The sequence below is a fragment of the Paraburkholderia sp. PGU19 genome, from assembly GCF_013426915.1.
Lineage (GTDB): Bacteria > Pseudomonadota > Gammaproteobacteria > Burkholderiales > Burkholderiaceae > Paraburkholderia.
In genome coordinates this window covers 879,701-903,639 of the sequence record NZ_AP023182.1, presented here as the reverse complement: position 1 = coordinate 903,639, position 23,939 = coordinate 879,701, and the positions used below count along the sequence as shown (strand labels likewise).

16 protein-coding genes and 4 pseudogenes are annotated in these 23,939 nt (G+C 59.8%); 13 read left to right on the top strand and 7 right to left on the bottom strand.

Translation table 11 applies throughout. From position 1 onward, the window contains the following. Positions 1-28: 28 nt before the first annotated feature. The gene (locus H1204_RS44505) at positions 29-1,486 is read right to left on the bottom strand and encodes a tetratricopeptide repeat protein (RefSeq protein WP_243469010.1); all 1,458 of its coding nucleotides are present in this window, start codon (positions 1,484-1,486) and stop codon (positions 29-31) included. 523 nt (positions 1,487-2,009) lie between these two features. On the opposite strand from H1204_RS44505, the gene H1204_RS44500 reads away from it, so the two are divergent. The 10 genes and pseudogenes from H1204_RS44500 to H1204_RS44460 form a co-directional block, all read left to right on the top strand. Further along, a complete protein-coding gene (locus H1204_RS44500; RefSeq protein WP_180735054.1) occupies positions 2,010-2,885 on the top strand; it encodes a site-specific integrase in 876 nt (291 codons plus the stop codon). Positions 2,886-2,903: 18 nt separating this feature from the next. After that, positions 2,904-3,083: pseudogene (locus tag H1204_RS44495) on the top strand (transposase zinc-binding domain-containing protein); the annotation flags it as partial. Positions 3,084-3,231: 148 nt separating this feature from the next. Next, entirely contained in the window at positions 3,232-4,479 is a 1,248-nt protein-coding gene (locus H1204_RS44490) for a site-specific integrase (RefSeq protein WP_243469008.1), read from the top strand. Beyond that, positions 4,476-5,384 (top strand): tyrosine-type recombinase/integrase, encoded by a 909-nt coding sequence (locus tag H1204_RS44485; RefSeq protein ID WP_180735328.1) that lies wholly within the window; start codon positions 4,476-4,478, stop codon positions 5,382-5,384. Before H1204_RS44490 ends, H1204_RS44485 begins: the two co-directional genes overlap by 4 nt. Then, on the top strand, positions 5,381-6,370 hold the full coding sequence (locus H1204_RS44480; protein WP_180735327.1) for a tyrosine-type recombinase/integrase: 990 nt from the start codon (positions 5,381-5,383) through the stop codon (positions 6,368-6,370). The genes H1204_RS44485 and H1204_RS44480 overlap by 4 nt, the downstream gene beginning before the upstream one ends. Before the next feature lie 260 nt (positions 6,371-6,630). Further along, on the top strand, positions 6,631-7,878 hold the full coding sequence (locus H1204_RS44475) for a site-specific integrase (protein ID WP_243469008.1): 1,248 nt from the start codon (positions 6,631-6,633) through the stop codon (positions 7,876-7,878). Next, positions 7,875-8,783 (top strand): tyrosine-type recombinase/integrase, encoded by a 909-nt coding sequence (locus tag H1204_RS44470; protein WP_180735328.1) that lies wholly within the window; start codon positions 7,875-7,877, stop codon positions 8,781-8,783. Before H1204_RS44475 ends, H1204_RS44470 begins: the two co-directional genes overlap by 4 nt. Then, positions 8,780-9,550: a tyrosine-type recombinase/integrase gene (locus tag H1204_RS44465; RefSeq protein ID WP_346015779.1), complete on the top strand. Its 771-nt coding sequence runs from the start codon at positions 8,780-8,782 to the stop codon at positions 9,548-9,550. Before H1204_RS44470 ends, H1204_RS44465 begins: the two co-directional genes overlap by 4 nt. Continuing rightward, entirely contained in the window at positions 9,457-9,768 is a 312-nt protein-coding gene (locus H1204_RS53115; protein ID WP_346015778.1) for a tyrosine-type recombinase/integrase, read from the top strand. Before H1204_RS44465 ends, H1204_RS53115 begins: the two co-directional genes overlap by 94 nt. 93 nt (positions 9,769-9,861) lie before the next feature. Then, positions 9,862-10,869 (top strand): annotated as a pseudogene (locus tag H1204_RS44460) (IS91 family transposase); the annotation flags it as partial. Positions 10,870-11,570: 701 nt separating this feature from the next. Here H1204_RS44460 and H1204_RS44455 read toward each other — a convergent pair. Next, positions 11,571-11,888: an MmgE/PrpD family protein gene (locus tag H1204_RS44455; protein ID WP_180735352.1), complete on the bottom strand. Its 318-nt coding sequence runs from the start codon at positions 11,886-11,888 to the stop codon at positions 11,571-11,573. Positions 11,889-11,901: 13 nt separating this feature from the next. Between H1204_RS44455 and H1204_RS44450 the strand changes: the two genes are divergently transcribed. Together H1204_RS44450 and H1204_RS44445 are read left to right on the top strand one after the other, a co-directional pair. After that, positions 11,902-12,213: a hypothetical protein gene (locus H1204_RS44450; protein ID WP_180735351.1), complete on the top strand. Its 312-nt coding sequence runs from the start codon at positions 11,902-11,904 to the stop codon at positions 12,211-12,213. Further along, positions 12,152-12,604, top strand: a pseudogene (locus H1204_RS44445) (MFS transporter); the annotation flags it as partial. The gene H1204_RS44450 and the pseudogene H1204_RS44445, both read left to right, overlap by 62 nt. Here the strand turns inward: H1204_RS44445 and H1204_RS44440 are convergent. Beyond that, positions 12,605-14,042, bottom strand: a pseudogene (locus tag H1204_RS44440) (ISKra4 family transposase); the annotation flags it as partial. 882 nt (positions 14,043-14,924) lie between these two features. Between H1204_RS44440 and H1204_RS44435 the strand changes: the two are divergent. After that, entirely contained in the window at positions 14,925-16,151 is a 1,227-nt protein-coding gene (locus H1204_RS44435; protein ID WP_180735350.1) for a hypothetical protein, read from the top strand. 174 nt (positions 16,152-16,325) lie between these two features. Here H1204_RS44435 and H1204_RS44430 read toward each other — a convergent pair whose 3' ends face one another. The 4 genes from H1204_RS44430 to H1204_RS44415 all read right to left on the bottom strand — a co-directional run bounded on the left by H1204_RS44430 (position 16,326) and on the right by H1204_RS44415 (position 23,855). After that, complete coding sequence (locus tag H1204_RS44430; protein ID WP_180735349.1) at positions 16,326-17,588, bottom strand: hypothetical protein; 1,263 nt, start codon at positions 17,586-17,588, stop codon at positions 16,326-16,328. Between the two features lie 108 nt (positions 17,589-17,696). Further along, positions 17,697-18,848: a type VI secretion system protein TssA gene (tssA, locus tag H1204_RS44425; protein ID WP_180735348.1), complete on the bottom strand. Its 1,152-nt coding sequence runs from the start codon at positions 18,846-18,848 to the stop codon at positions 17,697-17,699. Next, positions 18,845-23,014: a type VI secretion system protein gene (locus tag H1204_RS44420; protein ID WP_180735347.1), complete on the bottom strand. Its 4,170-nt coding sequence runs from the start codon at positions 23,012-23,014 to the stop codon at positions 18,845-18,847. Before H1204_RS44420 ends, tssA begins: the two co-directional genes overlap by 4 nt. A gap of 88 nt (positions 23,015-23,102) precedes the next feature. Beyond that, a complete protein-coding gene (locus tag H1204_RS44415) occupies positions 23,103-23,855 on the bottom strand; it encodes a DotU family type IV/VI secretion system protein (RefSeq protein ID WP_180735346.1) in 753 nt (250 codons plus the stop codon). Positions 23,856-23,939 lie beyond the last annotated feature (84 nt).

The following is a 23,939-nucleotide window of genomic DNA, read 5'->3' as shown; positions in this document are numbered from 1 at the left end:
CAAGACCGCCTTTGTCTTCAAACCCGATTTATGCAACAACGCCTTGCTGGTAAACCAATCCCAGCCTGAAGTGAAGCAGAAAGTGGTTTGGATCGATTTCTAGGGCTTTACGGAGTTCTTCCTGTGCCTGGTCGTATCGCCGAGCAAGGTACAAGATGATGGCAACAGATGAATTCAGCGATGAATTCAACGGATCCATCTGTTGGGACTGCCTGACCCTGGCAATGGCTTCTTCGGCTCTGCCTGCCATCATGAGATATTCCGCGTACCAATAATAGGCGATCGCGTGTCCTGGATTCAGTTCAATGGCGCGCAGGAAATCCTGTTCCAGATCGACCCAATCCCAATCGTGCAAACGCACATGGGCCAGTGACGCATAAGCCTCACCCAGATCAGGTTCAATCTGCAGCGCTTTCCTGGCTGCCATTTTTGCTTTATGAAACGTTTCGCGCGCAGGGCTCACGCCGCGACACGCGAGCATCGTGTAAGCATCGGCCACTCCATCATAGGCGGCCGCAAAGTTCGGCTGGTGTCCAATAGCGAGCTGAAAATACTCAATGCTCTTTCGCATTCCTTCTTCGGTGCGCGTGGACCAGAAGTGACGCCCCTTGAGATACGCTTCGTGCGCCTGCGCATCAATGGCGGGAGTACGGTCTAAACGCCCTTGCTCGTGCGGCGTGAGCTTGATCTCAATTTCGCGGGCAACTGCCTTGGCCACCTCGATCTGGAGTGCCAGGAGGTCATGTCGGTTCCCCTCGTAGGTCTCGGCCCAAAGGTGCGTTTCGTCGCTTACCCGGATGAGCTGCGCCGCAATCCGTACCCGATCTCCGGCACGCCGGACGCTTCCCTCAAGCACGTGGGAAACCCCTAGGTCCTGACCGATCTGATGAATGGTCCTGGTCGTGGATTTGTAGCGCATCGCCGAAGTCCGGGCGATTACACCCAGGCGCTCCGGGCTGAGCCGGGCAAGTTGGGTGATCATATCCTCAGTTAAGCCCTCACTGAAGTAATCATATTTGTCGCCGCCACCGAGACTTTCGAACGGAAGCACGACCAGTATCACTCGCCCCTCCGATAGCCATGGATTATTTGGGAGCAGTAGTGCTTCCGGTTCACCCCGTTCGTTTTCCACCAGCGCCCTGCCGTCAGGTTGCAAACGCCCCGCTCCATCCTCAGTGAGCGGCGGCCTTCCTGGGACAGCAGTGACCGCTCGGTGCCGGTTCCGATACAGCGAATCAGCCACAATGATTGCGATTCCAATAAAGACAATCACCGGCCGGGCATCGAGCGCCAGGCGCGACAAATGCTCCACCCTCTCTGGCGCCGCAATAGAGCGGACTAGTCGAGCGATGAATTCCTGCGGCGCGAAGCCGGTGATTGCCAGGAGGACGCCCCCGATGAACCATTCGCTAACCCGCGCTCGCAACATCTCCCACAGGTGCCTCGGTATTCGCTGTGGGGTTCGTCCGTCTTTTTCATCTTCCATGGCGTCCCCGCATAGAGTCGTGTCGACCAGGCGTTACGGTCCCTGACGCGGCACAGGAAGTTGGGAGGTGGACTAATGCGTACATGCCGTCGCAATCTTCGCGCGGCATTCTCTAGCCTACACAAACAGCGCTCATTGTTTCTGTGGCGAGAGGTAGCGCAGCGCTGCGGTCCGCTAATAGTCTTCAAGTGACTCGAACGATTCGTGCGCGCGGGAGGATCAAGAAGATTGCAATTCGTACCACGCCAACATAGCTACATTAATAACTATCTGCTTTTCTCGGACGAAAATCTACGCACCACCGCGCAGACCGCACAGCCTGCTCACGGGAAGTGACCCGTCTATGCGCCACCGGTCAGCGTCGAATACCAGAACGTCCACCCCTGGCCGACTGCCGCCGACGGACTAAACCGCTCGCGCGGTAGGGCTACGGACTGACGCTGGAGGTCAGGGAGAGGCTGGTCACGCGGCTTTATGTTGGCGAATGAGGCAACCCGCCTCGTTCTTCAACAGGAGCCGAATCATGACCTCCTTACCGGCAAACATCAGCCCGCTACGCCAGCGCATGATCGACGACATGCGCATGCGCCAGCTTGCCCCCAAGACGCAGGACATCTATCTGCACATCGTGCATGAGTTCACCCGGTTTCTCGGGCGCTCACCTGACACGGCCACGGTCGAGGACCTGCGCCGCTACCAGCTCTATCTGGTCGACCACGGCACATCGGCTGTGTCGCTGAACCACGCGATCACCGGCCTGAAGTTCTTCTTCACAGTCACGCTCGACCGGCCCGAACTGATGGTCAGGATGCAACCGGTGCGCGTGCCCCGCATACTGCCCGTCGTGCTCAGTCCCGATGAAGTGCGGCGGCTCATCGAGGCGGCCGGCAACCTGAAGCACCAGACCGCGCTGTCGGTCGCATACGGCGCCGGGTTGCGCGCCAGCGAAGTGGTCGCCCTGAAGGTTACCGACGTCGACAGCGAACGCATGACACTGCGCATCGAGCAGGGCAAGGGTCGCCGTGACCGCTACGCCATGCTCTCGCCGGTGCTGCTCGAGCGTCTGCGTGTGTGGTGGCGCGTGGCCCGTGCGCAGGGCAGGATGCCCGATCGTGGGTGGCTGTTTCCCGGGCTCGATCCGCTCGACCAGTTAAGCACGCGACAGTTGAACCGTGCCATTCATGCCGCCGCCGAGGCCGCGAACATCGACAAGCGTGTGTCCATGCACACGCTGCGGCACAGCTTTGCGACACACCTCCTTGAACAGAAGGTGGACATCCGCGTGATCCAGGTCCTGCTCGGCCATGCGAAGCTCGAGAACACCGCGCTCTACGTCCAGGTGGCCACCGACCTGCTGCACGAGGTCACCAGTCCGCTGGACCGTCTGCCTCCCGGGTAGGTCCGCGCGTAGCGCCTCATGCTGGAGGTTGCGGACATCTTCCGCAGCCACGGGCCAGCGTGGCGGACCACGGCACACCTGAGCCTGGGGCAGCTGAAGGTCATGTCGGCCATCGAACGGTGCCGCACGGCGGCACTGGGCGGACATGTGCTGCGCTGTTCAGGCTGCGCAACGACCGAGGTGTCCTTCAACTCGTGCCTTATGGGGAGTCCTGGCTAACAGCGAGTCCGAAAGCATGTTCGGAGCCTCAGACCGAACAATTCTGTGTTTTTACTCCCCATTAAAACGCGCCCCTCCGTTGCTATCGTGGTCTGGCTTTCACGGGCAATCATCACTGGAGGACGTGATGCTAGACACATACCTGGTAGCACCCAAGACTTTGAGGCGCCTGCGTACGGGACCGGCCGGCGCCTTCATTGACGGCTTTGCTGATGCGTTGGAGCGGGACGGATATTCAGCGGCCAGCGCCCAGCGGTACATACGTGCCGCCGATCATCTGGGCCGCTTCATGCAGATGAGTAGCCGACCTCTGGCTGAGGTAGGTCCGCAGATGTTGGAAATCTTCCGTCGACATCTTCCGACGTGCAGTTGTCCAGATGCAAAGGGAGGCAAAGCAAACCACCACGTTTACTTCGGAGCGAAGTGCTTTCGTGAGTACCTGATCGGGATCGGTGTCTGTCAGGCAGGGAAACCTGCAACGGCCGAGATTTGCGAACCCAACATCATCAGCGGCTTCCGGCAGTGGATGCAAAGGCACCGGGGCGCAAAGCCGGCGACACTTCGGCTGTACTGTCGCGATGCCACGACAATGCTCGAGTTACTTGGGCACGATGTCGGGGGATGGGATCCGAAGCGCGTGCGGACGTTCCTGCTGGACAGTGTTGGCAAGTGCAGTGTCAGTACGGCCGAAAAGCGGGTCACCAGCGCGCGGGCCTTCCTGCGTTATCTGGGTGTTCACGGCCTGTGTCGAGCCGGTCTCGACCAAGCGGTTCCCGCACTAGCGCACTGGCGCCTGTCGACACTCCCGCAGTGTCTTGCGCCTGACGATGTTGACCGTCTGATAGCCGCTTGCGATGGCCATTCACTTCGAACACTTCGCGACCGCGCGATCATTCTGTTGCTCGTGCGACTCGGGTTGCGTGCGGGCGACCTCGCAAACCTTCAAATGAGAGACATTGAGTGGGAAACCGGGACGCTGCGGGTCTCGGGTAAGGGTCGTTATGAAGTTAGACTCCCGCTGCCCCAAGACGCTGGTGAGGCACTCCTGCGCTATCTCGAATCCCGATCCCGAGTGACAGGAGATGGCCGCGTCTTCGTACGCAACATTGCCCCCTTCAGGCCGTTTGTTTCGGGCGATGGCATTTCCTCGGTAGTGAAACGCGCGCTCAAGCGGGCCAAGGTGAGTTCACCCGCCAAGGGCGCACATCTGCTGCGACACACAGCGGCGACCGAGATGTTGCGTCATGGTCTTCCCCTCGACCAGATCGGCATGATTCTCAGGCACCGCGGTATCGACACGACGGCCTATTACGCCAGGATTGACTTTGCACTTCTAAGGCGAATCGCCCAGCCGTGGCCGGAGGTGATGAAATGATGTCCGCCGTGGAGTCCTATCTCGCTGCTTGTCGTGTCGCGGGATTCAAGATGTCGAACGTGGAATATCTGTTGCGTAGCTTCGCGCGCTTTGCAGCCAATCGCGGTGAAACGCACGTCCGCGCACAGACTGCTATCGACTGGGCAACTGAGGCTGCGTCGGTAGCCCAGCGTGACGCGCGGCTGAGGACCGTATGCAGATTCGCGCGGTACCTGTCCATCGAGGATCAGAACCATGAGTTGCCGCCTGCGCGGTACTTCGCCTACCGAAAGATACGGCGGGCTCCGTACATTTATACACGGACCGACATTGAACGACTGATCGACGCTGCGCTGAAACTCGAGCCCACCAATGCCTTGCGCCCACAGACATATGCTGCGTTGATCGCTCTGCTGTCCGCCACTGGTCTGCGCGTATCGGAAGCCCTGAATCTACGGTCTGCCGACATTACGCCGGAGGGGCTCGTCATTCGAAAGAGCAAATTCCAGAAGAGTCGTCTGGTTCCTCTGCACGATACGGCGACGGAGGGTCTGCACAAGTATCTTACGATGCGGCGACTGGCACATCCGGGCGATGACCATGTGTTTGTTGATGACGACGGTCATCCACTCAGGTACACCATTGCCTACTGGACGTTCCGGAAGCTGCTGAAACTGGCTTGCATTGGCCCTTCCTACAACGGTCAGAGCCCACGGTTGCATGGGCTCAGGCACACGTTCGCCATTCGTGCACTCGAAGCGAGCCCTGAAGGCCGGGACCGCGTCGGGCAGCACATGCTGGCCCTTGCGACGTACTTGGGGCACGCCAACATCAAGGACACCTACTGGTACCTCGAAGCCACTCCGGAGCTCTTGCGCGATATTGCGGCCACCGCCGAGGACTTCCTCATCGGAGAACAGAAATGACTCCATTAGCTCCCCACGTCTCGGCATTCCTTCGCGAGACCCTCGCACATCAGAGAGGTGCCAGTCAACACACCTGCGACTCTTATGCCTCCAGCTTCCAGCTCCTGTTCGAGTTTGCCGCGGAACGGCTTAAGGTGTCTCCCTCGTCACTCGCGCTGGAGCAGCTCGACGCCGGAATGATCAGTGCGTTTCTCGAGTATCTTGAAGATGAACGAAAAAACTCACCGGAGACCCGCAATGTGCGACTGGCAGCAATCAGGTCATTCTTCCACTTCCTCGAGTATCGCGAGCCCATCGTGCTCGAGCAGATAAGGCGTGTTCTTTGCATTCCATACAAGAAGACGGACTCGAGGCTGGTACCATACCTGTTAGAAAAGGAAGTCCGGGCTTTGCTCGATGCACCAGACCCGACAACACGTGAGGGAATCCGGGATCGGGCAATGCTGCATCTGGCTATCTGCGGTGGTCTGCGCGTTTCAGAATTGACGGGGTTGCAGATGACGGATATTGCACTGACGTCGATGAGCATCCGCGTTCATGGTAAGGGACGGCGTGAGCGTGCGCTCCCCCTCTGGAAGGCGACCGCCAATGCGTTACGTGCGTGGATCGCGGTACGGGGAACGGCCCGAGTACCGGAGTTGTTCATCAATGCGCGGGGTGAGGCGATGAGCCGGTGGGGGTTTGCCTATGTCCTCAAACATCACGTTGAGGCGGCGAGCCAGAAGTGCCCTTCGTTGTTACAGAAACGTGTTTCGCCGCACGTCTTGAGGCATACGTGCGCAATGATAGTACTGCAGAGCACGAACGATATCCGAAAAGTGTCTCTCTGGCTCGGACATAGCGATCTGGCTACTACTGAAATCTACACCCGTGCCGACCCTACCGAGAAGCTAGAAGCCCTCAACGCAATCGTTCCTCCGGAACTGCGCAGGGGCTCGTTCAGGCCATCCGACAAGGTCATCGCCATGCTCAAGGCGAAGCTTTAATGGAGAGTTGCAGGAGCGCGAACTCCTCGGTTCGCGCTCGCTCGACACTTCTACTCCCCATACGAAACGACTCCCCATAAGGCACGTAATGGAGTGCACTCCATTATCGTGCCTTATGGGGAGTCCTGGCTAACAGCGAGTCCGAAAGCATGTTCGGAGCCTCAGACCGAACAATTCTGTGTTTTTACTCCCCATTAAAACGCGCCCCTCCGTTGCTATCGTGGTCTGGCTTTCACGGGCAATCATCACTGGAGGACGTGATGCTAGACACATACCTGGTAGCACCCAAGACTTTGAGGCGCCTGCGTACGGGACCGGCCGGCGCCTTCATTGACGGCTTTGCTGATGCGTTGGAGCGGGACGGATATTCAGCGGCCAGCGCCCAGCGGTACATACGTGCCGCCGATCATCTGGGCCGCTTCATGCAGATGAGTAGCCGACCTCTGGCTGAGGTAGGTCCGCAGATGTTGGAAATCTTCCGTCGACATCTTCCGACGTGCAGTTGTCCAGATGCAAAGGGAGGCAAAGCAAACCACCACGTTTACTTCGGAGCGAAGTGCTTTCGTGAGTACCTGATCGGGATCGGTGTCTGTCAGGCAGGGAAACCTGCAACGGCCGAGATTTGCGAACCCAACATCATCAGCGGCTTCCGGCAGTGGATGCAAAGGCACCGGGGCGCAAAGCCGGCGACACTTCGGCTGTACTGTCGCGATGCCACGACAATGCTCGAGTTACTTGGGCACGATGTCGGGGGATGGGATCCGAAGCGCGTGCGGACGTTCCTGCTGGACAGTGTTGGCAAGTGCAGTGTCAGTACGGCCGAAAAGCGGGTCACCAGCGCGCGGGCCTTCCTGCGTTATCTGGGTGTTCACGGCCTGTGTCGAGCCGGTCTCGACCAAGCGGTTCCCGCACTAGCGCACTGGCGCCTGTCGACACTCCCGCAGTGTCTTGCGCCTGACGATGTTGACCGTCTGATAGCCGCTTGCGATGGCCATTCACTTCGAACACTTCGCGACCGCGCGATCATTCTGTTGCTCGTGCGACTCGGGTTGCGTGCGGGCGACCTCGCAAACCTTCAAATGAGAGACATTGAGTGGGAAACCGGGACGCTGCGGGTCTCGGGTAAGGGTCGTTATGAAGTTAGACTCCCGCTGCCCCAAGACGCTGGTGAGGCACTCCTGCGCTATCTCGAATCCCGATCCCGAGTGACAGGAGATGGCCGCGTCTTCGTACGCAACATTGCCCCCTTCAGGCCGTTTGTTTCGGGCGATGGCATTTCCTCGGTAGTGAAACGCGCGCTCAAGCGGGCCAAGGTGAGTTCACCCGCCAAGGGCGCACATCTGCTGCGACACACAGCGGCGACCGAGATGTTGCGTCATGGTCTTCCCCTCGACCAGATCGGCATGATTCTCAGGCACCGCGGTATCGACACGACGGCCTATTACGCCAGGATTGACTTTGCACTTCTAAGGCGAATCGCCCAGCCGTGGCCGGAGGTGATGAAATGATGTCCGCCGTGGAGTCCTATCTCGCTGCTTGTCGTGTCGCGGGATTCAAGATGTCGAACGTGGAATATCTGTTGCGTAGCTTCGCGCGCTTTGCAGCCAATCGCGGTGAAACGCACGTCCGCGCACAGACTGCTATCGACTGGGCAACTGAGGCTGCGTCGGTAGCCCAGCGTGACGCGCGGCTGAGGACCGTATGCAGATTCGCGCGGTACCTGTCCATCGAGGATCAGAACCATGAGTTGCCGCCTGCGCGGTACTTCGCCTACCGAAAGATACGGCGGGCTCCGTACATTTATACACGGACCGACATTGAACGACTGATCGACGCTGCGCTGAAACTCGAGCCCACCAATGCCTTGCGCCCACAGACATATGCTGCGTTGATCGCTCTGCTGTCCGCCACTGGTCTGCGCGTATCGGAAGCCCTGAATCTACGGTCTGCCGACATTACGCCGGAGGGGCTCGTCATTCGAAAGAGCAAATTCCAGAAGAGTCGTCTGGTTCCTCTGCACGATACGGCGACGGAGGGTCTGCACAAGTATCTTACGATGCGGCGACTGGCACATCCGGGCGATGACCATGTGTTTGTTGATGACGACGGTCATCCACTCAGGTACACCATTGCCTACTGGACGTTCCGGAAGCTGCTGAAACTGGCTTGCATTGGCCCTTCCTACAACGGTCAGAGCCCACGGTTGCATGGGCTCAGGCACACGTTCGCCATTCGTGCACTCGAAGCGAGCCCTGAAGGCCGGGACCGCGTCGGGCAGCACATGCTGGCCCTTGCGACGTACTTGGGGCACGCCAACATCAAGGACACCTACTGGTACCTCGAAGCCACTCCGGAGCTCTTGCGCGATATTGCGGCCACCGCCGAGGACTTCCTCATCGGAGAACAGAAATGACTCCATTAGCTCCCCACGTCTCGGCATTCCTTCGCGAGACCCTCGCACATCAGAGAGGTGCCAGTCAACACACCTGCGACTCTTATGCCTCCAGCTTCCAGCTCCTGTTCGAGTTTGCCGCGGAACGGCTTAAGGTGTCTCCCTCGTCACTCGCGCTGGAGCAGCTCGACGCCGGAATGATCAGTGCGTTTCTCGAGTATCTTGAAGATGAACGAAAAAACTCACCGGAGACCCGCAATGTGCGACTGGCAGCAATCAGGTCATTCTTCCACTTCCTCGAGTATCGCGAGCCCATCGTGCTCGAGCAGATAAGGCGTGTTCTTTGCATTCCATACAAGAAGACGGACTCGAGGCTGGTACCATACCTGTTAGAAAAGGAAGTCCGGGCTTTGCTCGATGCACCAGACCCGACAACACGTGAGGGAATCCGGGATCGGGCAATGCTGCATCTGGCTATCTGCGGTGGTCTGCGCGTTTCAGAATTGACGGGGTTGCAGATGACGGATATTGCACTGACGTCGATGAGCATCCGCGTTCATGGTAAGGGACGGCGTGAGCGTGCGCTCCCCCTCTGGAAGGCGACCGCCAATGCGTTACGTGCGTGGATCGCGGTACGGGGAACGGCCCGAGTACCGGAGTTGTTCATCAATGCGCGGGGTGAGGCGATGAGCCGGTGGGGTTTGCCTATGTCCTCAAACATCACGTTGAGGCGGCGAGCCAGAAGTGCCCTTCGTTGTTACAGAAACGTGTTTCGCCGCACGTCTTGAGGCATACGTGCGCAATGATAGTACTGCAGAGCACGAACGATATCCGAAAAGTGTCTCTCTGGCTCGGACATAGCGATCTGGCTACTACTGAAATCTACACCCGTGCCGACCCTACCGAGAAGCTAGAAGCCCTCAACGCAATCGTTCCTCCGGAACTGCGCAGGGGCTCGTTCAGGCCATCCGACAAGGTCATCGCCATGCTCAAGGCGAAGCTTTAATGGAGAGTTGCAGGAGCGCGAACTCCTCGGTTCGCGCTCGCTCGACACTTCTACTCCCCATACGAAACGACTCCCCATAAGGCACGTAATGGAGTGCACTCCATTACGTGCCGGAACCGGCATTGCCCGAAGTGCCAGGCCAGCGCCGCACACCGCTGGCTGGACGCACGCCAGGCCGACCTGCTACCCGTCGAATACTTCCACGTCGTCTTCACGCTGCCCGCGCCCGTCAGTGCGATCGCCTGGTACAACAAACGGGTCATCTACGGCCTGCTGCTCGACATCGCCGCCGACACGCTGCGCACGATCGCCGCGGATCCCAGGCATCTCGGCGCCCGGATCGGCGCCACGCTCGTACTGCACACCTGGGGCTCTGCGCTCACGCATCACCCGCATGTGCACGGCATCGTCCCTGGTGGCGGGCTGTCGCCCGATGGCGAGCGCTGGATCGCGTGCCGGCCCGGCTTCTTCCTGCCCGTGCGCGTGCTCTCACGCCTGTTCCGCCGGCGCTTCCTCGAAGCGCTCGAAGTGGCCCACCGGCATGGCCAGCTGCAGTTCTTCGGCGAGTACACCGGGCTTGCTGATCCCGCCACCTTTGCCCGGTGGCTTGCACCGCTACGCATCTGCGAATGGGTGGTCTATGCCAGGCGCCCGTTCGCCGGACCCAACGCGGTGCTCGAGTACCTCTCACGCTATACGCACCGCGTCGCCATCTCCAACCAGCGCCTGGTCGCCTTCGATGAGCGTGGCGTGACGTTCCGCTGGAAGGATTACCGCGCGAAGGGACGCACCCGCTACAAGACCATGACGCTCGAGGCCGGCGAGTTCATGCGCCGCTTCCTGCTCCATGTGCTGCCCGGCGGTTTCCATCGCATCCGCCACTACGGGCTGCTCGCCAACCCCGTGCGCCGCGCCAGTCTCGCAAAGGTGCGTGAGCTGCTGCACGTTGCACCCGAGATCAGTCCGTCACCGGATGACCACGTCACCGAAACCCGGCCCGTCTTCATCTGCCGGCACTGCGGCGCACCGCTCATCGTCATCGACATCCTCGCGCGCAGTGCCCCCATCCGCGCACCGCCAATACGACGGGATCAGACATGAGCATCACGGTTCCTCGATCTCCCTGTCCAACGTCGGCTATGCGGCAACGCGACCCACGCGAGGACGTCTGTGCGTGTCGCTTCGCGAAGCGACACGCACGCCTGCTTCATCATCGCGATTGCACGACTGCACCGATTCGCTACGGCCTCAGCGCCCGTCCGGCATCCCGCCTGACCGCGTCACATCCGAGACCACTGAGCATCCCGGCCTATCAATCCCCATAGCCGCAAAGCCTCCAACCGCATCGGGGCACTCCGCGGTTTCCTCCATCGGGTTTATTCGACGCCTGCCGACATGCGCAGCGGCATGCACATTCCTGCGGCCGATGGCAGGCATCGAATAAACCTTAACGAACGCGGCCGGCCGTAGCCGACTGCATCTCGCCCAAAAGCCGACCCTCAGGTCAATAAAGCGAACGGCCGCTATTGGCCGACTGTACTCATTCACGGAAGTCGCCCGAAAGCAGCCGTTGAAGATTTCAACGGCTGCCCTACAGCACCTTCATTGAACTGGTGCTCTCGGCCAACTCCTGCCGTTCGCCGTCGCGGCGTGCAGGACACGTGATCGGCTGCTTCACTCGGAAACCGAACCTTCGGGTTGAGCGGTTGAGCGACGGGGACGGCGACAGCGGGTTGACCTGGGCCGAGTGCGTCAGGCAGAGGTCAGCTATTTCCGCTCAGTCGTGTCCCTCGAGAACTGCGTTAGGCCTTCTGAAGAAATGGGCGCAGCCCTCGCAGATCGTTGAGTTTTTCAAGGCTCGTTAGCTTTTCGATCAAGCCAGCGCTATTTGCTTTGCCCAGAACGGGTTCAATGAGGTCCGTCGCCTTTCGCACCACCTCGCTGTGGTCCATGGGGTTGTCGGCCGTGCCGCGGACATGTGCGACATGGTCGGTTAGAACCGTTCCATCATTCAGGGTAATTTCGACGATCGCGTGCCTGGCCGGTTCCAGAGCTTCCAATTCGTCGCTGGGAACGAGCTGGACTTTAGCGCGGACTCGCAAGACGTCGGGACGGCTCATACGGGCACTTATCGTGCGCGGCCTGGAACGAGATGGTCTTATCGAGCAGCATGACCGATACCATGTGCTGCAAGCAGATATCAGGGATTTCACGGTTGTCTACGATCCGCGCCTCTGTGTGCGCAACGCGCACAATGATGGATCTAACGTTGTCCGCGTTTACTTCATGCTTTTTGAAGATATTGTCCATTGCATCCAGTGGCGCCTGGATGGGCGAGCCGACCTACCACTTCTTGATGTTCGTTCTGGCAATTTCGTAGCGATTGCCAAGGTCTTTGATCAGTTCGTCCTGGTACGCAACGGCCGCCGCGCTTGTGCTCGGTGACGTGTTCTTTCCGGGCACCAATCACTTCGTCAGCACGATGGCGTCGTTTGCGACCTTCTTTGTCGGCTTCGTCGCGCGACCGTTGAGCGGCGCAGTCTTCGGCCATCTCGGCGACAGGATCGGACGCAAGAAGATGCTGGTGCTGACGATGTTCCTGATGGGCATCGCGACGACAGGCATTGGTCTGCTACCGGGCTATGCGACGATCGGCATCTGGGCGCCGATTCTGCTGGTCCTGTTGCGCATATTGCAGGGGATTGCCGTCGGCGGCGAATGGGGCGGCGCGGTGCTGATGGCGAGCGAACATGCGCCGCAAGGGCGCAAGACATTCTTCGCGTCATTTCCGCAGATGGGCAGCCCTGCCGGGCTGATTCTGTCGCTGATCGCGTTCGGGAGCGTTAAAAACCTTGGGGTTGTAACTGCGATGCCAACCCGAGCTGCTCCAGGAACCCGGCAGCTTCGCGCGACAATGGTTTCCTTGGTGGCTCATATCTCGCAAGTCTTTGAACAAGGTCACCGTTGATGACAGCGCATCGTACCTGTGCAAGCAGATGAGCGCCGATCGGAGACCAGCGCATCTGTTGACGCTTGCACATGCGCTGATTGAGTACCTGATTGACTGCAGACTCGGCCGTGGCGGTCGAGATAGGTTTGCCGCGACGGTGTCGTGCGCCGTAGTTAATCGTTGAGCCGCCATTCGCTTCGACGTATTCCACAAGCTCTCGGGTCCGGTAGTCGAGCTGCAACAGACTTTCTACAACGCCCGGCGTTTCAGGCACGATCACCCGACAGAGGAGCAGGATGCCTTGCATCCTGTCTTTCGCCTTCTCCAGTTTGGCATGCCAGAAGCACCAGCGCAGCTTGTCAACGCGGGAGATCAGCACACGTCGGGCGGCCTTTTCCGTTTCCGTTCGTGCACGCATGCCCTTGATGATCTGCTCGAGATACCTCACCCTCATTGATATATGGAACCAGTCCAGGACAGGTGTAGGAGAAAACGGCAATCGACAGGCGATTGACTGCAGGCCATTGGCACCATCGGTGATGACCGACAGTTTCGGTTGATCGCTTCCGGTTGTGGTCTTCACAAGGGTGGTGAGCCGGGCCACGATATCCGGCAACCTGTTTCTCACGAACGCGAATACGCGCGACGTCTGCCCTCTGGCGCTCAAGCGGCCCGTTAAAACCTCAAAGCTGGAACATTCAGATTTACGTCGCCCTCGAACGAATCCTCCGTCGATGGTCAGGGTCCACTCCGTCTCCTCCTTCGGGGCGCGACATGCAGCTGGCTGAACCGCTTCTATACGCGCACCGACGCGTAGCGCCCTGTTTCGCACGGTCACATGGTTCAACGTCGCCCGCGCAGGCAGGAACTCGCGCATCATGGTAACGACCTGCCGATACGGCATCTGTGCCGAAAGCCTGGCCTCAAGCGATAGTAGTTCCGCGGTCGCCCGCTCCGGAATGAATTCGGTCATCGGACTGTACGGATACTCCATCTGCAACGGCGTCTCGCACGGACAGCAGACAATCCGGGCACTGCGAAAGGGCGCGGTGCCGAAGACCGTATCCACCTTCCGGAGCCGCCAATCCTTGAGTTCGAGGAACCGGTGACAGCGGGTACAGAAGCGTCGCAGCATGCAGACCTCTTCAGCTTGCGCTGCGACCACAACCTTCTGGAGCCTGTGCAGCAAATCTTTTCCTTCGGCCAACGACAACCCGACCTTCTCTGGCTCAAGTTGGCGATAGGCACGTTCGAGCTGGCAGATTTCGAACGTATCTGTTTCATCCCAATCAGTGGTGATCTCGACGCGAATTGTGATTTTCATCTCCAACTCCGGCGGCCTTGATTGGCGGAATCCTAGGCGCCCTGCGCTGAAACCCCAAGGTTTTTAACGCTCCCGAGGAAATGTGTCAACTTGCAAGCGCTCCGCCCCGTACTTTTTAGACAAGGCCGGTGACACTTTTCCTTCGATCTACGGCACCTGCGTTGGTCCGGCAACCCGCGAGATCGCTGACGAGGTACCGCTTCGCCCCGAAGGGGCTCTTTCCTGTCGGCAGGTCTTTTGGCGGAGCTCGCTTACATGGTCGTGCGCCAGACGGTTAGTTGCGCAATGCCCTCGTACGGAGTTGAGTCTGCTGAGGAAGTGGGCGATATGCTTCGCGACTGATTTTCGAACCGCGATGATTAGACAGCCCCCCAAGCGGACTTTACGCGTGCGACAGCGACGCATATCAATGCCTTTAGAATTTTTGCGAAAATCGATTCAAGATTGTCAGTAGTTTGCCGTTGTCCAGGTAGTCGCCTGAGCTTAGGCCGCGAGATGATGACCAGAGCATTCGTTGCCCAACGTCTGAATTCCGAAGCGAGCAGCTACCAAATCTGCCCCGCATAGGCAACGAACGTCAGATCAAGATCATTGATCTCTGCAGTTCGTCATCTCGGCTCTGGACGCTAACTCAAATACTAGCCTCAGCATATTGTCACCGTGTCAGTTGCGAACCTGAACGTCTTCGTCCTCCTTATCGGCAATGCACACGACTAATCAAGCGACTTAGATCATGTTGCAACCTAAATTCACCTTTAGAAAAACTGCTTTTGACCTGCGCGTTGATCCAAATGACGGGATTCGGTAATGTTATCCCTGTAGCGTAAGCCTAAAATCTTAGAAAAAAAAAGAGAGAGAAACAAATGCGCGACAAATATCTTTTTGTCCCGGAATGTTGATCACGCCTTCGATCCGATCGTTGCGTACCTTTCGGCCGCGTTTAATGATGATAAGAGTGTCCGCAAAGCCGAAAGCGGACTTGCATTGAACGCAATGCAAGCTGAACTTCGTGTACGCCGACGAAAAGTGCACGAGGTTCTTCACCGGTACGAGAAGCGCTACCTGAATATTGGCGATTGGCCTGCGCTTCTGCAGGAAATCATGCGCAATGCGGAGGGGAACGTAGAGCTCGAGCGGATAGGCAATAGTTATAACGTTTTCGGGAGAATGGGAGGGGTAAAACGAAAGATCGGCATGATCTTTCTGGAAGATTCGAGGTTCGTGACAACAGGCGCGAGACGGGTGAATGGAAAAGACATCTATTACCGCCGCGATGATCCGCACAAGCGGCATTATATATTCGTCAACCACACTCGCACTTTCGTGCGTCGCTATGTGAGTCGCGGACTGAACGGATTTGACGCAATGAACCTCGCGAGAGGGCTCCCCCTTATCGCTGTCTTGCAGAGCGATCGGGCAATTGACAAAGAGATCGGCGGCCACATGCATGCAGTGGTGGTGAATACCGACCTGACAATAGCTCAACAGATCCTTTCACATACTCGCGGTTGGGGAGGCAGCAAGCGCTTTGTCTCAACGGGAGTATCGAACCATCCAGCAATTTCAACGCGTGGATACGCGTTTAATAGTCTCTACGGCGCCGTCACCGTAGACCTGGCAATGGTGAATGACGATTTGATCTATGACCTCCACACACCGGGCGCCGCGCAGGCGCAGTTCCAGGACCCATCATTCCGTGCTTCACCGGACGACGTACTCATCAACTCGCACCACACCACCGACGATATTGCCGGGCAGGCATATCTTGGAATGCGAGATGTCTTGCGTACCCGGGAGTTACTAGTTAAAGGCAACATCCAGCCGAGCGCAATACTCGCAGTCCGTAACGAGACCGTGGTACTTGGCATTGGTTGCTCGACGAACAACGAGCACAAGGAGGTCCACAAACAGTTCGTCAGCCTCCCAAGATTCATTAAACACGACCCGCTCGACTTCAGGGATCCTCATACTGGAAAGCGCTGGCATTTTATCGAGTTCGCAACCGCGCACGATGCGACGACGGCTTATTCCGCCTTTGCTGCCACGCCCACTCAAGACAAGGTGCTCTTTCCCAAGTTCAGTCCGGCCCGCCCGACTGGCATGGTCTAACCGTTATGACGCTGCGTGCCACGCAGCGTCCCTGGTCCGTCTTCCCAGTCCTACCCATATGCATCGTGCGAACGCTCCCCGCTCGAACACGGGTTTCTCGCCTTGCACGCTTACCTTCCACCCCGCATCTCCAATGCCGCTATAAACGCGCGCATCAGTTTCAATCCATCTGCTCTAGGCAAGCGGCGCCAGGTCAATCACACCATGCCGTTCTCCCTCGTTGATTTCCGTGATGAAGCTATGCATCGCAGCCGCATATCCGGGCCACAAGGAATATTCGAGTGCGGCCTGCCTCGCGCGAAATTCGATGATCGCCGCCTTGTTTTCGCGTCCTCCGTACATCACGGTATCCATCTTGTCGCCCAAGCCTGCAAGCCCACGCAGACGATGGCCCAACTCGGGATTGCTATCCGCCCACAGATCGTTATCGTCGCCGCCCAACGGATGCGCAGCGGCGCTCAACAGGTCGTTGCCTTCCACCATCTCCGCCAGCCACGCCTTGCGCGTGATAGGCAGTGTCACGGGCGCAGTCGCCAGGTTCCCGCGGTCAGTGATCTTACGCTCGACGACCATTCCGTCCGGATCAACCCCCGTCGCCGGCATGTTCGACATTCTCGACATCAGGTGCTTGCACACATACTCAACCCATTGCGCCTTGCCTTCATCACCACCGTAATGGACCTGCTCTTCTTGCGGCAAGTCCTTGAAGAGGGCACCGAAGCTGGTGCGAGACATCAGCAGGAAAAGGTACTTTACTGCCCCCACGCCTTGCTGGGCCGGCGAGTAGCCGCGCCGGAGGTAGGTCATGATCATTGTCAGCAACCCACGCATCTTCGCACTCGGCACGTGATCCGGCCAGTTCGGGTCGCGCATGTTCGTGTGATCAAGAATGATGGGCTTGAGCAGGCCTGCATATCCCTGCGCACCGCCGCCTTCACCGCCGAATATCACCTTCGCGAAATGCGAATTCGGATCAGCTAGCAGCCGCCAAAGCTTGCGCACGCGTGCCAGCCGGATGCCGCCCGTCACCTGCGTGATCGCCTCGATTGGCTTCATCCGCATGTCCTGCTTGATATGAATAATGAAGCGGTCGTTGGGCGCGCGGAACGTACCAATCGGGAAGTCGGCCGCCGTGAGAAAGCTCTGCATGTTCCGCTTGTTGAGCATGCCAACGAAGCGCGTCAGATCGTTCATGACCTGCGTCAGCTGAATGGCTCCCGCCTCGTTCTCTTCCACTTCCTTTACTACCCACTCGATTTCTGTGCCGTCGACCGTCATTGACCAGCCCAGGCCACCTCTCACGACGGCTGCCTTGGGGTAATTCGTGGTATTCGCCGAAATCCATTGGTCGTTGATAGCCGTACCGTGAACGGGATTGACCCCATCCTTCAGCTTATAAATGTCCCAGCCAGTCGCGAACTCGAATCCCACTGCCATCGCAGTCTCTCCATGCCGCCCGCGCCACTGCGGGGGCCTTTAGTTTTCGTTAAATCAGGCACTCTCGGACCACCCGTACGGAGCGGAATGTAACGACAAGTGCGAACATCACTCGACTTCAAGCATCGCAAAAAACCGCGACATATCGCCGTCGATCCGTACAACTTCGCGCATGAGTTCGGGCAGCGACATCTGCCCCCAGGCGACCGCGCGTTTCAACAGGAATGGCGTGGGGCTGTGCGGCTCGTGTTCCGTCAGATACTGTGCTGCCAGTTCGATCAATTGATACGCGTGAGCGCGGCTTTCGATACCCGCAAAAGCGGGCTTGTCCCGCGACACGGCAGACTGCAGTCCAACCGGTGCATCCTGCAACACATCACTCATCCCGTTCTCCCAGGACGGCAGCTCCGCCCTCGTATGCGCAACGTTGTCCACCCGGATCGCCGGTACGTTCTGCTGCGTCGCAGGCGGCGCCAGCTGCATTGCACGATCGCCAAGCAGACTGGTTACGGCGCGCGAAAGCCGCGTCAATACGTCCGTTACACGGCCAAGGTGCGGCGCATCGTGTTGCAGCAGTGCGTCCAGCAGACGCTCGAACGCCCGCCAGTTCTCTTGCGCAATGTCGAGTTGCTGATGCAGCCTCGTCAATGCGGCGAGGTTATTGCCTTGCGTGACGTGTTTGTCGAGCAGGTCTCGCGTGAGTCCGGCACCGTCTTCGTCGCTGCCTTCCATGATGACGCGTTGCCATTCGTCCAGATTCACGTGTGCGGGTTCGCGCCCTTCGATCGTAAGAAGCGGCACATGCAAGGTCAGCACCAGCGCAAGGGTGTCGTTGAGCCAGACGAACGGCGCGACACGCGCATCGGCGTCGCCGTCTTCGAGCGCGGGCCATGCGTTTTGCCAGTAATGTTCTGCGAGCATCGCCATCAGTTGCGTGCCCGCCGTAAAACCTTCGATGCGGTACTGATGCGTCCACGCTTCGCACAGCCAGGCCGCGAGCTGGAAATCCTTGCTGCGCGTGCAGAGGGCTTCCGTTGACAGCGCCGCGACGCGCTTCCAGTCCGCCTTGATCAGCGGACGCTCCCATTCGCCCATCGGCACACTCGCATCGTCGTGCGTGCGCGCGTCGCTAATCTGCTGGTACACCGGTTCATAGCGCAGCGACACGCCTGCGCCATCACCCTCGGGCACGGGCGCAAGCAACGCCTCCAGATCGACTTCGAGGCCGGTAGCAACATCCATCGGATACGACTGTTTCATAACGCGGTCCAGTCCGGTGCGCGCACCGGGAAGCTGCCGGGCCACGGCAACGGTGTTTTCTTGCCGGCGGGCATCAGCGCAAGCCGCACGAACACGCGTCCGTGCGCCTGCTTTGGCAAGAGAGCGAGATTGGCAGGATCGACGGTGCCAAGCGGGAAATCGAATTTCAGCAACTGCGCGGTGCTGTCGCCGCGCAGGCTGGTATCGGCGACACGTTGGCGATTGATGAACGAGATCAGCGCCCATGGGTCGGAGAACTGCCACGTCAGTGTGCGGCCGTCCGTCGACAGCGCGCGTTGTTGCGGGTCGGCCGTTGCCGTCAGCGGTGAATCCTTTGCAAAACGCAGCACCAGCGAGACCGGCGTGCCGTAGTCCCAGTGCACCGTGTGCGGCGCTTCATTCATCGAAATGCTCTGCGAGCCGACCGTCAATGTCCAGTCGATCACCTGGTTGGCCGCGATCTCCCCGCCACGGTTGGCGCGAAATTCGACATTCAGGTCGTAACCGTTGGGCGCGCCGTCGTCGGACGGATACAGCGGCGCGAGCAGCGTTCTGACCTGATCGAAATTGTCGATGAACTGACGCAGCTTGCCGCCCGCTACGTTCGCCTGCGCAGCATTGCCGCGCGTTGCATGGAACGCATCTGACACAGGCGCATACCGTTTGAGCACCTGCCCGAGTTCGGCAAAATCGGCCGACACCGCGTCGGCACGCGTAGCAACGTGAATCATGCTGCTGTTGTCGAACGGTTGACGACCGGCCACGGTCTCGTTGAATGCCGAAGCGAAATTCGCCCATCGCTGACGCAGGTCGAACACGTAAGACTCACTACAACGTGCAAGCAAACGGTCATAGAGCCTCGCGTGCAGGATCGCGAAGTAGTCGCCTTCACCATTCGTGGAAGGCCGCCCCGTGAACTTCGACATGCAGCCAGCCGGCCCCGGGTCCGCCGCCACGGACAGCGCGAACTGTTCGAGCCGCAACAGGCTGCTGTTCGGATTCTTGAGCTGATAGCGTTCGAGATCGCGATTGATAGCATGCCAGCGTTGCACCAGCGGTGCCGTTGCACTGCTCGCGTCGAGCGCGGTCAGATATACGGAAGCCTGTTTGCCGAGGGACAACGCCCGCGCCGCCTGCTGGTCCAGATAGGGGGCGAGCGAAGCGGCGTCGGGAACGCCGAACGCCGCCAGCACGGGCGCGCGTCCGCCGCGCGCGCCATCGCTGCCACTATCCTGGCGCGTCATGTAGAGCTCCGACTGCGTAAGCGCATTGTCGACGCGCTGTAAATGCACGATCGCATCGGCCGACACGAGCATTTCCAGGTCTTCGAGTTGCGCGTTTGCGCCCAGCTCGGTCAGCAGCGCTTCGATACGCGCGAGCCGCACGCGCGCGGCGTCGAACGCGGCGCTGTCCTGATCGCTCTGCGCCGTCGTGACGGTCGCCGCAGCCGCCGTCTGATCGAGAATCAGGCGCGCGAACTGAAGATCGAGCGCCTCCTCGATCGCGGGGCGCATTGCTGCGGGCATGGTGTTCATGCCTTCGGCAAGGAAACGCTTGCGCACGTCGCCAAGGGCCAGCGCCTGGTCGAGTTGCGCGCGGTCCCAGACGATCGTCGAGCCATCGGCCAAGGTCGGCAATTCGCGATTGCGCGGTGCGACCATGAACGGCTGGTTCAGCAAGCTCGACAGACTGTCACGCATGGCGGCGCGATCGGGCGAGATGCTGTATCGCGCGTCCTTGTCGATCCAGACGATTCCGCTATTGGTGCCACCAAACCGTAGCGCCAGTTCGCTACGGAACGCCTGGAAGCCTGTGTCATCCCGTTGACGGATCTGTGCCGCGAGGTCCGCGCCGAGCAGACGGTTCTGCGCGACGCGCATGAGCGTGCGATCGTAGACCGGACCCGGCGTGAATTGCGCCTGATGCAGCCAGCCTCCCTTACCCGAAGCGAGCAGATCGCGCTGCGCATCGATACCCGCCACCACCGCCCGATAACCCGCCGTGAGTTTGGAGAAGTCGCTGGCGCCTGCGTCGGAGACGGAGAGCGCGTTGAGGTTGTCCGTCACCGTACGCTCGGCCACCAGCAGAGGATTGTTCGTGAACAGTCCGTTATCGACCTGCTGTGCGCCCTTGTCGAGCGTACAGCGCAACGCCTGTTGCACGGGCACGAGATCAATACTCGACGTGCGCACGGCAGTCATTCCATTCTGCTCGCGATAGAAATACGGCAGGCTCCCGGATACGTTGCCCTGCAACTCCGCACCCAGCGCGTAACGCACCACGAGGCGCAATGCGTCGGCGTTATCGGCGGCTGGATGCTCGAGCCGTTGCAGGGCCTGCAACGCGGCGTCGAACTGGTCGACGTTGTTCACGTAGAGCTGCAATGCGCGCATCTGCGGAAGGTCTTCGACGGCAAGGCTCGGTGCAGCGCCGGCATCGGCACGCATGCCGCCAGGCGCTGTGCAGTCGTCGCCTGCGATCAGCTGTCCCGTGCTCGGATCGCGTCCGACACCCGTCAGCTGACTCACCCGTGCATACATCTCGCGCTCGAGCGCGGCGACAGCGATTTCGCCGAACTCACGCTCGAAGCGCTCCTTCACGCGTGCGCTCAGGTCATCGACGATGCTCCAGGAGCCCGGCATGAAAACCGTCCACGTGCTGTCAGTTTTCAGATTCTGATTCAGCACGATGAGCGCCAGCGCCTTGCGGCGATACCAGTCGGCGGGAAGTTCCTGGCCTCGCTGCGCAGCCGCGGCGCGCTCCCCTGCATCGCGACGCAGTGAGCCGAGCGCGGCGACGAGTTCGCCATTGCGGTGGCTCAGCTGCACGGTAGCGACGACAAGACCGATGCCCCAGCCACCGAGCAGCGCAATGCTGCCCCAGCGCAGCGCGCGGTTCATCACCGGGCGTGTCAGATGCTGCGAGCGCGACGGGCGCGTCAACCCGTATTCGAGGAAGATTTTCTTCTCGAAGAGGTCACGCAGGAAAGCAGGCTGCAACATCAGGTCGTTGATTGCGCCGCCCGGTTCCTGACGTCCGTCCCCCATGTTCGCATCGGCGGGTTCGTCTGCCGCGCCGTCCGCATACAACATGACACTGTCGCGTTGCGACCCCGATGCCGGCGGTAACGCCTCGAGTTGCGCCAACGATTCCCCGCCCTGCGTCACGCTCCACTGCGCGAATTCGCTCGCGTCGCCTGTGAGGTAGATGCCACGGAAAAAGAACGGTTCGTGGTACGCGCTCGCGCGCAGCAACTCGTCGACATAGAGCTGCAGTTGAGCACGCATCGCATCAATACGCGAAGGCAGTTGCAGGAACTGCCGCGCGTCGAGATGTGCCGAATCGAGTGCGAACAGTTCGGCGCTTGCATCCGAAACCGAACGCATCACGCTGTTCATCGCCGTGTCGACCCAGTCGGGCTGATAGGTCGTCGACAGATCGTAGGGCGACGACCAGCCGAGCATGCTGGCCCGCATCGGCTCCGGCAGCGCACGCGCAAAGGTCGAGAAGCCGGGCAAGGCCTCGCAGCCGGTGATGACCACGTAGACGGCAAAGCGCATCGCGAAACGGTTCTGTGCAAGCCAGAGACGGCGATGCGCAAGCTTCGCGTGGCGTACGAGTTCGAGACGCGCGTCCGTGTTGTCGGCGAGCAGCGTGGCGGCCGGCACCGTGATCACGACGGAATCGAACGGACGCTGCTGCCGGTAGTTGCGGCACAGGCTGAGAAACTCGTCCCACGGCTTGCCGTCGCCATCGTCATCCGGCGAGCCGAGATAGGTCGCCTTGATATCGACCACGATGCCACGGTCGAAGAAATGCCACGAGATGCCTTGTGTGGCGGCGGGGCTCGCTGCGTCAGCACCGAGCACGCTGGCCACGCCCGCCTGGGCGATCGGCAGTGGTCGTGGATCGTCTCCTTCGTTGAGGATCATGATCCACGGAATGTTGTAGCGCTCGGCACGCGTCGCGATATTGCCTTCGATCAGTTCGACCGCCTGGCGAAACGCGCTGCGGAGCGAGTCCGAGCGCAGACGCACGATCTTGCGCTCGGTTTGCGGCTTCGCGTGCGAACCGTGGACCGCGAAATACAGCACGGCGCCAAGCACGACGCATACGACGAGCGTAAGCAGCGCGATCGAAAGCAGAAACAGGTTGCTCGTCAGCATGGACGCACTCCCACACATGACAGGCATCCGCGCGACGGCATCGAAAGCACAACGTCAGGCCCGAAAGCTGGCATAAAACAGCGAACATTCATGAACTTCTCCCCGTCACCGGGTCGGCATGCAGCGCGTCGCGTACGGGCCACGACTGCCACAGCCACAGCATTTCGGAAATCGCAAGCAGCGACACTGCGGCGAGCATCAGAATCACGGTCCAGCGGCTCACAGTCGGCAGCTTGCGCGGCGCGACATGCGACAACGTGTTGCCATAAGCCGCCTCGGACAACACACGCTCACGCCCGCCGAGATCCGGGCGGCGCTGATAGACAAACTCGTAGAGCTCCTCGCGATAGCTGCGCAGACGCGCCGCCGCGTCGGTATCGCGAAAGCGCCCCTGGAAGCCCATCGCAAGGGCGAACAGATAGAGCCGCGCGAGATTGCGGTCCGACGGTTCGCGGTCCGACAGCAATTGCTCGATGCGACGGAAAATCTGATCGCCCGCGACGTTGGTACGAAACAGCGTCGATTCGAGCAGATAGCCCGTCCAGCGATCGCGCCCGGACCACAGCGAGTTCAGCAGTATTTCGTCGGCGAGGACCGCTTTCAGATAGCGGGCATCGGCGATCGTCTCCATCTCGAAGCGCGTGCTGTCACGCCGCGACTGCAGTGTCTGGATTTCGAGCAGATCGAGCAGATGACGACTCATGCTCTGCGCAGCGAGGTCCGGGTCGGCATCAGGCAACTCGGAAAATCGCGTCTGCGCCCTGACTAGCTCGTCGAGAAACGTGCGGAACTGTTCCGTCACGAGATCGTCTTCTTCGGGTTCGGGTCGGTTGCGTGCCATGCTCAGCTTGCCTTGATCGTTGCCTGTTTGTGCGCGTACGTGGTCGCTGCCATCGTTGCGCGCTTCATCGCGCGGTTATCCCGC